General features: G+C 61.3%; 7 protein-coding genes. 5 read left to right on the top strand and 2 right to left on the bottom strand.

Annotated features, from left to right (window positions below):
• The first annotated feature begins 24 nt into the window (after window positions 1-24).
• The 4 genes from OVA07_RS15255 (at window position 25) to OVA07_RS15240 (ending at window position 8,759) form a co-directional block, all read left to right on the top strand.
• Window positions 25-882 carry an arginyltransferase gene (locus tag OVA07_RS15255; protein ID WP_268172344.1) on the top strand — a complete coding sequence of 286 codons (858 nt, stop codon included), beginning with the start codon at window positions 25-27 and terminating at the stop codon, window positions 880-882.
• On the top strand, window positions 842-3,202 hold the full coding sequence (locus OVA07_RS15250) for an autotransporter assembly complex protein TamA (RefSeq protein WP_268172343.1): 2,361 nt from the start codon (window positions 842-844) through the stop codon (window positions 3,200-3,202). The genes OVA07_RS15255 and OVA07_RS15250 overlap by 41 nt, the downstream gene beginning before the upstream one ends.
• A gap of 116 nt (window positions 3,203-3,318) precedes the next feature.
• Window positions 3,319-7,425, top strand: coding sequence for a translocation/assembly module TamB domain-containing protein (locus tag OVA07_RS15245; RefSeq protein WP_268172342.1), 4,107 nt, complete (start codon window positions 3,319-3,321; stop codon window positions 7,423-7,425).
• 65 nt (window positions 7,426-7,490) lie between these two features.
• Window positions 7,491-8,759 (top strand): glycosyltransferase, encoded by a 1,269-nt coding sequence (locus tag OVA07_RS15240; RefSeq protein WP_268172341.1) that lies wholly within the window; start codon window positions 7,491-7,493, stop codon window positions 8,757-8,759.
• On the opposite strand, the gene OVA07_RS15235 is transcribed toward OVA07_RS15240, so the two are convergent.
• Together OVA07_RS15235 and OVA07_RS15230 are read right to left on the bottom strand one after the other, a co-directional pair.
• Window positions 8,740-10,164, bottom strand: a complete 1,425-nt coding sequence (locus OVA07_RS15235; RefSeq protein WP_268172339.1) for an aldehyde dehydrogenase family protein — start codon at window positions 10,162-10,164, stop codon at window positions 8,740-8,742. The two genes, OVA07_RS15240 and OVA07_RS15235, sit on opposite strands and share 20 nt — an antisense overlap.
• Window positions 10,165-10,305: 141 nt before the next feature.
• Complete coding sequence (locus OVA07_RS15230) at window positions 10,306-10,455, bottom strand: lmo0937 family membrane protein (protein ID WP_268172338.1); 150 nt, start codon at window positions 10,453-10,455, stop codon at window positions 10,306-10,308.
• A 218-nt stretch (window positions 10,456-10,673) separates the two neighbouring features.
• Here OVA07_RS15230 and OVA07_RS15225 point away from each other — a divergent pair, with 218 nt between their 5' ends.
• A complete protein-coding gene (locus OVA07_RS15225; protein WP_268172337.1) occupies window positions 10,674-12,914 on the top strand; it encodes a putative bifunctional diguanylate cyclase/phosphodiesterase in 2,241 nt (746 codons plus the stop codon).
• The last annotated feature ends 45 nt before the right edge of the window (window positions 12,915-12,959 follow it).

The raw sequence follows: 12,959 nt of genomic DNA, 5'->3' as shown, positions 1-12,959 counted from the left end.
GCTGATGGAGGCAACTGCAAGGCCGTGACTGCGCCAGTCCGTTTTCCGCGATTTTTCGTCACCAGCCCCGCACCGTGTCCTTATTTGCCGGGGCGGAGCGAACGGAAGGTGTTTACCGAGCTGAAAGGCCCAAATGCGGGCGAGTTGAACGATGCGCTGGGCCGCATCGGTTTCCGTCGCAGCCAGACTGTGGCCTACCGCCCCAGCTGCATTGATTGCACCGCCTGCATTTCGGTGCGCGTTGCGGCCGACCAGTTTCAGCCATCGTCCACGCAAAAGCGGCTGTACAAGCGCAATTGCGATCTTGAAGTGAATGTGTGCAAAGCGTGGTCAACCCCGGAACAATTTGAGCTTTTGCAGCGTTACCTCGCCGTGCGCCACCCTGGCGGGGGGATGGCAGCCATGGACGAGATGGATTTCGCGGACATGGTGGAGCATACGCCCGTCACGAGCTATGTTATTGAATACAGGGAACCGACTGTGGACGGTTCGCCGGGACGACTGGTAGGAGCCTGTCTGACCGACGAGCAGGGCGACGGTCTTTCGATGATCTACAGTTTCTACGATCCACAACACGAGACACGGTCCGGGCTTGGCACCTTCATCATCCTCGACCATATCCAGCGGGCTGCCCGCGTCGGGTTGCCACACGTCTATCTCGGCTATTGGGTCGAAGGATCGGACCGCATGCAATACAAGGTGCGTTTCCGCCCGATGGAGAAACTGGGCCGCGATGGCTGGGAACGGTTTGAACCTGCTGAACAGGCTGTCGCCATCGAACGCGCGGTATCCGCACGCGATGGCGGGCAGCGAGGCGTTGCCGGTGAAGGCAGCCTTAAAGATGGCGTTCACGGCGCGCAGGAGCGTTACGCCCTCGATTGAAGACATGATGGAGCGCGGAGCGGCGCGGCCCGCGTCGGGGCATGCATCGCTTGCCCGAATCATCGCATCGCTGCTGGTGTTGTGTCTGCCTGCGCAGGCGATGGCGCAATCGATGCAGGCCGATCAGGAACTGGAAGACCTGATCCCGGATTCTGCGGTGCAAAATGCCGAAGCGTGGGCCATCGATACCGATGCGGCCCGCACTGGCGCTCCTGAAGCCAGCGTCCTGCAGGATATCGAGACGAACGCGACGCCGGTCGACAATGCGATGGCCGATCTGCCGGGCATCACCATTGCATGGCCCGACGGCAGTGAACTGCCCTCCATTGAACCACTGTCACCCGATCCTGATATCGAAGTTGCTGAACAGGCGGCTGAAGCCGCTGTCGATGCTCTGCCGGGGCAGGGGGAGGCTGATAGTGCGCGCGGTATGAAGCTGGGCGACGCGCTGGTTTCGCGCGTGGGCAAGCAGGTGGAAGTAGCCTTCCCGCGCGGGACCGAGGAAATTGCCGACCGTCATGCGATAGTCGAGAGGTTCGGCGGCCTTTCCACGCTGCGGTCCTATGACGACGACGAAGACAATCTGGCGCAGATTGTGCGGCGTGCCCGCACCGACAATGAATTGCTGGTCGAAATATTGCGTGGATATGGGTATTACGACGCGCAGGTTTACCAGTCGCTGGGCGGGCTGGGCAGCCCGACAACGGCAACGGATGCGTCCAGCGCTGGCGGGACTGCGGCAGCAGGTGGACAGGTCAATTCCGATGGTACCCCGGTGCGTGGACCGATCGACGTTGAAAATGTTGTAGTGCGGTTCGATGTGCAACCCGGCCCTCAATACAAGTTCGGCACGTTTGCATTTGGCGATCTTTCGGCAACCGGTGCGGATTTTGACAAGTTGCGCAGGGCGTTTGCGCTGAAAAGCGGGGATGCTGTCAATTCTGACCGGATCGTGACGGAACGGCTGAATCTGCAAAGCGCATTGGGTGAAAATGGCTATGCCTTTGCCAAAGTCGCTGACCCCGATCTGCTGATCGACCATGAGCGCCGTGAAGGGGACCTGACCGTGGCTGTGACGCCGGGCGGAGTCTATCGTTTTGGCGCGGTGCATTCCTCGCTCGAAAAGTTCCTGAGTTCGCGTCACCTTTCGCGGATCGCGCGCTTTGACGAAGGCGATCTTTATCAGCGTTCTGACGTGGATGACCTGCGGCAGGCGATCCTTGCCACTGGGCTGGTATCTTCGGTGACGGTTGAAACGCGCGAGGCGCGCAAGCCGAACGCAGGCGAGCCGGGCACGGTTGATGTGGACGTGGCGTTGACGGCCGCACCGCTGCGCACGATTGCCGGATTGATCGGGTATTCCAGCGGCGAAGGTTTCAGGCTGGAAGCACAGTGGGAGCATCGCAACCTGTTGCCGCCTGAAGGCATGTTGCGGGTGCGCGGGGTTGCAGGCACGCAGGAGCAGCTTGCGGGCGTAACCTTCCGTCGCAACAACTTCCTGAAACGCGACCTGATTTTGAATGCCGATCTTTACGCGCGCAACCAGACGAGCAACGCATTCGAAGCGCGCACGCTTTCTGCCACCGCCGGGCTTGAGCGGCAAACGACTCTGCTGTTCCAGAAGCCGTGGGTGTTTTCTGCCGGGATTGAAGCCGTGGCGACGGCTGAACGCGATGCGGCAGCCATTCTGGCCGCTCAGCCGCGCAAGACCTATTTCATCGGCGCGCTGCCGATGCGCGCAGCCTATGATGGCAGCGATGATCTGCTGGACCCGACGCGCGGTTTCCGTGTGGGCTTGCGGGTTTCGCCGGAAATTTCGGTGCAGGATGGCGTCAAGTCCAGCTATGGCAAGGCGCAGTTCGACGCCAGCTATTACCAGCGCGCGGGCGACAAGGTGGTGGTGGCAGGCCGTGTGCGGCTGGGCACGATCGTGGGCACTGAAATTGCCAACATTGCACCATCGCGCCGGTTCTATGCCGGGGGCGGTGGGTCGGTGCGCGGATTTGGTTATCAGCAGATCGGTCCGCGCGATACGGCCGGCGAACCCAGTGGCGGGCGCGCGCTGACCGAATTTTCGCTGGAAGCGCGCGTCAAGACCGGGCTGATGGGTGGGGCTGTAAGCGTGGTGCCGTTTGTGGATGGTGGTGCGGTGGATACCTCAACCACGCCGCGTTTTGACGATCTGAAGATCGGCGTGGGCGTGGGCATTCGTTACCAAACAAACTTTGGCCCGATCCGTATTGATCTTGGCACGCCGCTGAACCCGTCAAAGGGGGACAGTCGGATCGGCGTTTATGTTGCGCTGGGACAGGCGTTCTGATGGTGGACGAAGATATTCCTCCGCCCGGTCCCGAAGCAGGGCCGCCTGTTAGGCCGGTACGTTCGCGCCGATCTCGCATTGCGCGCGGCCTCGCCCGGCGTGTGGCGATCTTGTTCGTGGCGGGAATCGCGGTGATTCTGGCTGCGCTGATGGTGCTGGATTCCTCGTTGGGCCACCGTTTGGTGGCAGACCGTATCGCCGCGATCACGCCGGGATCGGGTCTGCGGATCGAGATTGGCCGGATAGACGGCTCGGTGTTTGGAACGTCACAATTGCGCGACGTGCGGGTCAGCGATCCTGAAGGGGTATTTCTGACGATTCCCGAAGCGGAACTGGACTGGCGTCCGCTATCATGGCTGAAAACCGGGTTGGATGTGCGCCTGCTGGCATTGCATCGCGGAACGTTGCGCCGTGCGCCGCGTCTGCGGCAAAGCGAGGATACGGGTGAGCCGATCCTGCCCGACTTCGACATTCGCGTCGACAAACTGGTGATCGACAATCTGACGGTTTCGGCGGCCATGGCCGGGCAGAAGCGCCGTGTCGATCTGCTGGCCAAGGCGGACATTCGCGATGGGCGCGCCATTGTTGATGTAAACGGCAAATTTGGCGGCAAGGATCTGATTTCCTTCCGGCTGGACAGCGAACCGGACCGTGACAAATTTGACCTGCGGTTGGTGTACGACGCGCCGAAGGATGGCGTGATCGCGGCGCTGGCAGGTGCGAAAAGCGATATCAAGGCACGCGTTTTTGGGCGTGGCGGCTGGTCGAAGTGGGACGGCATTGCCTATGCCACGCAAGACGGGCAGCGGCTGGCGGCATTCCAGCTTGGCAACCGAGCTGGCCAGTATCGTTTGGCAGGGCAGGCATGGCCGGCCAAGCTGTTGAGCGGAACGGCAGCGCAGGCGGTGGGACCGGCGCTTTCGGTTCTCTATGATGGCACATTTGCGGCCAGTACGTTTGATGGACGGATGGGGCTGGCGGGCGATGCGTTCAAGGCGGTGGCCAATGGCAAGCTTGATCTGGCGGATAACGCTGCTGAAGGCTTGCAGGTAAAAGCGAGGCTGTTGAAGCCGGAAAAGGTGTTGGAGACGCCGGAACTGGCGGGCGTTGCGCTGGATGCCACGCTAGATGGGGCGTTTTCCGACCTTTCGATTGCGCATGTGCTGACGGCTGACCGGCTGAAGGTGGGCGCGCTGGATGCACAAGGGTTGCGCACCGCGGCAACCGCGACCTGGGATGGCCAGCGCTTTACGCTGCCGCTGGCGCTGACGGCGCGGCGGGTTGTCACCGGCAATACGATGATTGATCCGCGCTTTGCGGGCGGCCGGGTGACGGGCGATCTGGTGTTTGCGGGCAGCAAGCTGACGTCGGACAACCTTTCGCTGGCGTTGAAGGGGTTGGGCGCGCGGTTGGCATTGCGGGGTGATATGGCGCGCGGCGGCTATGCGCTGGCCGGACCTGTTGCAGCGCGTGGGTTTGCCGTGCCGGACATTGGCGTGGTAGATGGCAACGCCAAGATTGTGTTCAAGATCGGTAATGGCGTGCCGTGGACATTGCAGGCCAATGTCGCCGGGCGGATGAGCCGGATCGACAATACTACACTGCAGACCCTGACCGGTGGCAACCTGCGCTTTGCTGGTGGGCTTGCGCTGGGCGAACGTGTTCCGGTGACATTCCGCAAGGCCACAATCAATTCGGCCAAGCTGCAGATGGCGCTTGATGGGCGGGTGCAGCCAAGTGGGGCGGCATCGCTGACCGGGCGCGGGCGACATACCGAATATGGGGCCTTCACGGTAGAAGCCGCGATGACCGATGCCGGACCGAACGCAGTATTGGTGTTTGCCAGCCCGCTGCCTGCGGCGGGTTTGAAAGATGTGCGTGTTGCGCTGTCGCCCATCACCGATGGTTTCCGCATTGAAACGCAAGGCCAATCCACACTGGGACCGTTCAACGGAGCGCTGGGACTGTTCATGCAGCCGGGCGGACCGACGCGGGTGGATGTGCAGCAATTCCGTGTGTGGCAGACGGAAATCACCGGTGGCTTTACGCTGGCCGATCAAGGCGTTTCAGGACAACTTGCCTTGGCTGGTGGCGGGCTGAACGGGACGGTGGCGCTTGCCCCCCGTGATGGTGGACAGGGCTTTGACGCCGATATTGCCGCACGCAATGCGCGTTTTGGCGGGACCACGCCGCTGGCCATCGGCAATGCCAGAATTGACGCGACCGGGCTTGTAAAAGATGGCCACTCCACCATTGAAGGCAACTTGCTGGCCGAAGGGATCGGCATGGGCAAAGTGTTCATCGGGCGGCTCGCGGCGTCGGCCTATGTGCAGGATGGCAGCGGGTCTGTTACGGCATCGGTTTCAGGTAGGCGGGGCACGCGCTTTGCCTTGCAGGGAACCGCCGCTTTCGCGCCCAATCAGATCGTGACCTATGTTTCGGGTGAATATGCCGGGCGTTCGGTTTCGATGCCGCGCCGTGCGGTGCTGACGCGCGTTGCTGAAGAAAACGGCGGCGGCTGGCAGCTTGCACCCACCCAGATCAGCTTTGGTCGAGGTATCTTGATTGCTGAAGGACATGTGCTGGGCGGCCCGACGGAATTGAAGCTGATGCTTTCGCGGATGCCGCTGTCGGTGGTGGATATCGTGGTGGCCGATCTGGGTCTTGGCGGTGTGGCATCGGGCATTGTCGAATATCGCAATGACGGGCAGGGCGCGCCTTCGGGCAAGGCGGCGCTGATGGTGAAAGGGCTGACGCGGTCGGGTCTGGTGCTGACGTCGCGCCCCGTCGATCTGGCGCTGGTGGCGCAGCTTGATGCCGATGCGGTGCAGACGCGCGCGGTAATTCGCGAAGGTGGCGATGTGCGTGGGCGGTTGCAGGCGCGTGTGGGCGGGCTGCCGCGTGGCGGCGGGTTCATGGACCGGCTTGAAGCTGGACAACTGGGCGGGCAATTCCGCTATTCCGGGCCTGCCGATGCGCTGTGGCGGCTGTCAGGCGTGGAAGTGTTCGACCTTACCGGGCCGATTGGCGCGCGGGCGGACATTTCGGGCACGATTGCCGCGCCGGTTTTGCGCGGGGCCGTGTCGTCCAAGGGGCTGCGCCTGCAAAGCACACTGACTGGCACCGATCTGCGCAATGTCGAAATGGCCGGAACATTCACCGATTCCTCGCTGGCACTGGCGCGCTTTTCGGGCGTGACTGACAATGGCGGGCGCGTGAGCGGTAGCGGCACGATTGGCTTGGCCGAACTGTCGGAACATGGACCATCCATCGATTTGCGCATGTCGGCGCAGAACGCGCAGCTTATCAACCGCGATGACATGGCGGCCACGGTGACTGGGCCATTGCGGATTGTCAGCAGCGGTGTCGGTGGCACAATTGCCGGGCGTGTGCGGATTGATCGCGCACGTTGGGCGCTGGGCAGCGCGAGCGCGGTGGAAGAGCTGCCATCCATTTCCACGCGCGAAATCAACGCGCCTGCCGACCGTGCGCCTGCGCGAGTTGCTGCGGCGCCGTGGAAATTCCTGATTGATGCCGCTGGTGCCAATCGCATTGATGTGCGCGGGCTGGGGCTCGATAGCGAATGGGGCGCGGATATCCGTTTGCGCGGCACAACGGCAGCGCCGCAGATTTTCGGCAATGTCGATCTGGTGCGGGGCGGTTATGAATTTGCCGGCAAGCGTTTTGAGCTGACGCGCGGGCGCATTCGTTTTGCCGGGGAAGTGCCGATCGATCCACGGCTGGACATTGTGGCCGAGGGCGATGCGAACAACATTAGCGCCAAGATTTCCATCATGGGATCGGCCATGGCCCCCACGATCACGTTCTCGTCCACGCCATCCCTGCCCGAAGAGGAACTGCTAAGCCGCCTGCTGTTCGGCAGTTCGATCACGCAGATTTCGGCGGCAGAGGCAGTGCAGCTTGCATCGGCACTGGCCAGCCTGCGCGGCGGGGGCGGGCTTGACCCGATCAACAAACTGCGTGCTGCTATCGGGCTTGACCGGTTGCGCATTGTCGGGGCCGATCCTTCGATTGGTGCGGGCACAAGCATTGCCGTGGGCAAGTATATCGGGCGGCGGTTCTTTGTGGAGCTGGTGACCGATGGCGCAGGGTATAGCGCGACTTCGGTGGAGTTTCGCATCACCCGCTGGCTGGCGTTGCTGGCCACGATGTCGACCATTGGCGATGAAAGCATCAACCTTAAGGCGAGCAAGGATTACTGAAGCGGTTGTAATCGTGCTGCAACTGCGTCCCGAAACTGAAACGCTGGCGTGGCGAGGGTGTGGGGATGAACCCAGCACCGCAGCAGCCGCTTCTGATCTGTGACCTGACGCAAAGCTATGCTCCCCACGGAGGCGGAGGGATTGGCACTTACCTGCGTGAAAAGCGGGACCACATTTTGCGACACACCGGGCACCGGCTGTTGCAGATTGTGCCGGGGCCGGAAGACCGCGTGGTCGAAGACGGCCGGCACATCTGGGTTGAGGTGGGGGCCGAACAGGTGCGCGGCAGCCCCAACTATCGCTTTATCATGCGGACCAGGGTGGTGCGCGACGTGCTGGAGCAATACCGACCCGACATCATTGAGTCGCAGTGCCCGTGGGTGCTGCCATGGACCGCGATCAACTATCGCCGCGCCTTTCCGCACACCGCGCTAGTGGCGGGATATCATACGGATTTTCCTGAAGCGCATATCTACCGCGTCGGTTCGGCCTTGTTCGGCAGTTTTGTGGCGCGCGGATTGCGCAGGCTGGCAACCGGTTATGCCCAACTCACCTATCGCGAATTTGATCGAGTTTACACGCTGAGCGCGGTGATGGAGCAGGCGCTGCGGCAATACAGTATCGATCACGTGGACGTGATGGCATTGGGTGTTGATACCACGCTGTTCCATCCGTCGCGGCGCGATCCGGCATGGCGCAGCGAACTGGGGCTGACGGCAAGAGGGCCGCTGCTGGTCTATGCCGGGCGGCTGGACAATGAAAAGCGCGCAGACAGGCTTCTGGCGATGTTCAAGGGACTGCCGCGTTCGCTTGATGCTGGGCTGGTAATGATTGGCGATGGCAAGTTGCGGCAAACCTTGCGCGATCAGGCACGTGGTTGGCAGGTGGCGTTTCCCGGCTACATTGGGGATCGCGCGCTGCTGGCACGGGGGCTGGCGTCGGCGGATATCTATGTTTCAGCCATGGCTGACGAGACGTTTGGCATTTCTGTCATCGAAGCGCAGTCTAGCGGACTGCCGGTGATCGGCGTGGCATCAGGAGCGATGCCTGAACGTATTCCGGCATCAGCAGGCGTGCTAGTGGATGTGGACGATTGTGCAGCCATGGCCGCAGCCGTTGTGCGGGTATGGCGCGGGCAGGCACGGGGCATGGGCGCTGCTGCAAGGCGCCATGTCGAAGGGCAGTTCGAATGGTCGCAGACTTTCGACCGGCTGCTCGGGCAGGTCTATCCTGCAGCATTGGATGCGGCGGCGGAGCGCATGAAAAAGGGCCGCCCCGGTGGAGCGACCCTTCCCATGTGGCAGAATGCGAAGATCAGGCAGGAAGCCCGCTGATTGACTTCACTTCCATGAAGTCCTTCAGGCCATAGAGGCCGCCCTCACGTCCGTTGCCCGACTGTTTGTAACCGCCGAACGGGGCGCCGGGGCTTGGTCCCCAATTGTTGATCGCCACCATGCCTGCGCGCAGGGCAGGGGCGACTTCGGCGGCCTTGGCTGGATCGCCGGTGATACAGGCGGACAGGCCATAGGCTGTGTCGTTGGCGATATCGATTGCCTGATCGAGGCTGTCATAGGCCATGATCGTGGCAACCGGGCCAAAGATTTCTTCCTGTGCGATACGCATGTCCGGGGTGACGCCCGAAAAGACCGTGGGCTTGATGTAATAGCCGCGATTGACGTTGGCAGGCAGATCGGTGCCGCCGGTTTCCAGCTTTGCGCCTTCGTCGATGGCGGACTGGATGAGATCGCGGATCTTGTCGAACTGTGCCTTGTTCACCACCGGGCCAATATGGCCACCTTCCTGAAGCGGATCGCCAACCTGCGTTGCCGAATACATTGCGGATACGAACTGCGCGGCTTCATCGGCACGTTCACGCGGGACGAGGATGCGAGTGGGCGAAATGCACGATTGACCGCTGTTGACCAGCGGACCGGATGCGGTGGCGGGCAGATGCGCTGCAAAATCTGCGTCGGGCAACACGATGTTGGGCGATTTGCCGCCCAGCTCCTGATGCACGCGCTTGACCGTGTCCGCAGCGGCCTTGGCCACCAGAATGCCCGCGCGGGTCGATCCGGTAAAACTGACCATATCAATGCCGGGGTGCGAGCTGATGGCCGTGCCGACGCCGGGACCATCACCCTGAATCAGGTTGAATACACCCGGCGGCACGCCTGCAGCATCAAGTATTTCGGCAAAGATTGCTGCGTTGGTGGGGCATTCTTCCGAAGGCTTGAGAATCATGGTGTTACCAGCGGCAAGCGCCGGGGCCACTTTTAGTGCGATCTGGTTGAGCGGCCAATTCCATGGCGTAATCATGCCGACCACACCGATAGGTTCATAGGCAACCTTGAACGCGCCGTTGTCTTCGACAAAGGTGAAGTTCTTGAGCGCCGCCATGGTGCCCAGAAAGCCGCCGATGCCTGCGCCAACTTGCGCCGTTCCGGCAAAGCTGACCGGTGCGCCCATTTCTTCGGCCATAGCTACGGCCAAATCGGGCGCACGCTTTTTGTATTCCTCGACAATGCGGTCCATCAGCGCCAAACGCTCTTCCCGCGTGGTCTTGCTGAAGGTTTTGTAGGCCCGCTGCGCAGCGGCCACGGCCTTGTCTACGTCGGCCTGTGTGCCCAGCGTGATGGCGCAGATGGGCTCTTCGGTGGCGGGATTGATGACTTCGTGGCGCTTGCCGCCTTCGCTGTTCACCCATTTGCCGTCAATGTAATGCTGAAGCCGTTCGCGCATCTCGAAACTCCCGAAAAAGTTAGTGCGCCAAACAACGGATTGTCTGGCGCCTGACCTTCAAGAAGCTAGGAGGCCACGTTTCACTTCGCAACCCATTGGCCTTGGCAAGTCATGACAAAACGCGCCTGACCGGGCGATTTGTCAAATTGATCTGCGGCCACGGAAAAGCTGCACCAGCCCAACGACAAGTGCCACGACCAGCAGCAAATGAATGACGCCAGCGGTTACTTTGAACGCAAACACGCCAAGCGCCCACAGCACGAACAGGATAAGAGCAAGGGTCAGAAGCATGGCTTTTCTCCGGGGCTGCCCTCCCGCCGGTGCCCATATGCTGTCAAACGACGCAGTGTGATGCAGGTTCCGCTGTAGAAATGTTTCGACGAAATAGATTCTTGCGCAAATTCCGCTAACCAATTGTTCGTAACCTCCCGCTAACCTTGAAAAATATGGGGACGGGACATTCCTTATCACGGCATGAATCGCGGTCTGGCAGCGCCGGCTGGATTGCTGTGGCCACGTTTCTGGCGCTTTTGGCGCTGACCGCCGCGCTGGTTGTGGCGTTCCGCAATTCCACCCGTATTGCCGACGATCTGACACATGCTGAAGAGCAGCGGCTGGTTGAACGCTTTGTGAAGCGCACTGAACGCGGGCTTCTGGAAGGTGCCAAGCTGCAATTGATCTGGGACGATGCGGTTACCAATTTGAACGCGTCTAACCCGCTGGAATGGACGCACTATTTCATCTCAGGCTATTTTTGGGACAGCTACCGCGTAGATTATACCTATCAAGTCCATTTCGACGGTACGCTGGTGCGTTGCTGGCGTGAAAATCGGCCGATGAAGCAGTGCCAATACGATGAAGCCGCGCCGCTTGCCGCGGAGACAATCCGACGCTCTGTGCGCGAAAGCCGCAATGATGGCGCAATCGCAAGCTGGCGCAAATTGGGCGAGGTGCATTGGCCTTATAATGCTGCCGGTATCCCGATGTCGCGCGGGCTTTCGACTATGACGCGCTTCAACGGTCGCCCCGCGTTCCTTGCGGTGGCGGCAATCGTCCCTGATAAGACGGCTTCGCTGCTGAAGCACGAACCGGACTATATCGTGATCGTGCGCTATCTGGATGCGCGCGTGATTGCGGATCTGCAGGACACGTTGCTGCTGGACGAAGTTCGCTTCCTGTCGACATCAGATGATGAAGCGGGTCGTAATGATCTTATGCTGACCGGCGCTGATGGCAGCCATATCAGTTGGATATCGTGGCGCTCAAAGCCCCCCGGCCCGGCAATCCTGCGGCAGACAGCACCGTTGTTGGCAATCTATATCCTGTTCTTCATCGGGGTGATTGCGGGCGGGGCGATCATCGTGCGGCGGATGCGGCGCACGACCAGCGAACTGATCGCCAGCGAGGCGCAGGCCCAGCACAATGCGTTGCATGATGCGATGTCGGGCCTGCCCAATCGCGCCCACTTCATGCAACGGTTGCGACAGGAACTTTGGGCCTGCGTTCGTCAGCGCGAGCTGGGTGATGTGTTTGTTGCCTATATCGATATCGACCGGTTCAAAGTGGTGAACGATACGCTGGGCCATCATGTGGGCGATGAGCTGGTGCGGCAGGTGGCCTTGCGGTTGCGGCGTTCGCTGCCGCCCGGAGATTTTCTGTCGCGCTTTGGCGGGGACGAATTCGTGCTGATGCGCCGGGCCACGGGGGGCCGTACCGCTGCTGATATGCTGGGGCGTCAGATCATGGCGCTGACGCGCGAACCGTTCGAGATTTCGGGCAACAATCTGGAAGTCAGCTTTTCCTGCGGGATCAGTTGGGGGCCGGAGCAGAGCGAAGATCCCGGCGAACTGCTGCGCCGGGCCGATATTGCGCTGTATCGGTCGAAGCAGCGAGGGCGTGCCCGCTATCGCCGGTTTACCCGTGATATGGATGCATCGGTCAAGCTGCGTCGCGAAATGGAGATGGAGCTGCGCCGGGCGATTGCCGGGGACGAACTGGCGCTGGCTTATCAGCCCATTGTCGAGGCGACAGATGGTTCGATTGTCGGGTTCGAGGCGCTGTTACGCTGGCCCCATCCAGAACGTGGCCCGATCCGCCCTGGCCTGTTTGTGCCGGTGGCAGAGCAGGCCGGGCTGATGGTGCCTTTGGGCAACTGGGTGCTGCGCCGCGTGTTTACCGAATGCCGCGATTGGCCTGCGGGTGACATATCGGTCAACCTGTCGCCGCTGCAGATCATGGCCAGCGATTTCCTGCACACCATTGATGCCCTGATCCGCGAAACCGGGGCCGATCCTCGCCGCTTTGTACTGGAAGTGACCGAAGGGGTCATGCTCGATCGCAGCGATCATGTGGTCGATGTGCTTAAAGGCCTGCATTATCGCGGTTTCCGCATCGCGCTGGATGATTTCGGGATCGGTTATTCCTCGCTCAGCTATCTGCGGTCGTTCCAGTTTGACCGGATCAAGATTGACCGTTCGTTCGTGCAGAACATCGAGGGCGATCTGGACGCGCATTCGATCCTGCGGGCCATCGTTTCGCTGGGGCATACCTTGCGGATGAAGGTGGTGGCTGAAGGTGTCGAAACGCCCATTCAGCGGGCGCTGGTGCAGGCGGCGGGATGCCAGATGATTCAGGGCCACCTGTTCTGGCAGGCGCTGCCGCCGGACGAAGCACTGGCGCTGGTGCAGCCAAAACTGACACAGCCAAAACCGCACTTGCAACACGAAGAACTTGCGCTTCGCATCGGCTGACAGCACCGGGCGATGGGGAGGGGACGCGCCGCAGCTTCTGTGCCG

This window comes from Novosphingobium sp. SL115 (assembly GCF_026672515.1).
In the GTDB taxonomy this organism is placed as follows: Bacteria; Pseudomonadota; Alphaproteobacteria; order Sphingomonadales; family Sphingomonadaceae; genus Novosphingobium.
Note: the sequence above shows the minus strand (reverse complement) of the source record. Positions and strands in the feature narration are given on the sequence as shown.

Bases quoted from the DNA above. Each gene is read 5' to 3' on its own strand.
- OVA07_RS15250 (WP_268172343.1), top strand. From the start codon at position 842: ATGGCGTTCACGGCGCGCAGGAGCGTTACGCCCTCGATTGAAGACATG.
- OVA07_RS15240 (WP_268172341.1), top strand. From the start codon at position 7,491: ATGAACCCAGCACCGCAGCAGCCGCTTCTGATCTGTGACCTGACGCAA.
- OVA07_RS15235 (WP_268172339.1), bottom strand. From the start codon at position 10,164: ATGCGCGAACGGCTTCAGCATTACATTGACGGCAAATGGGTGAACAGC.
- OVA07_RS15230 (WP_268172338.1), bottom strand. From the start codon at position 10,455: ATGCTTCTGACCCTTGCTCTTATCCTGTTCGTGCTGTGGGCGCTTGGC.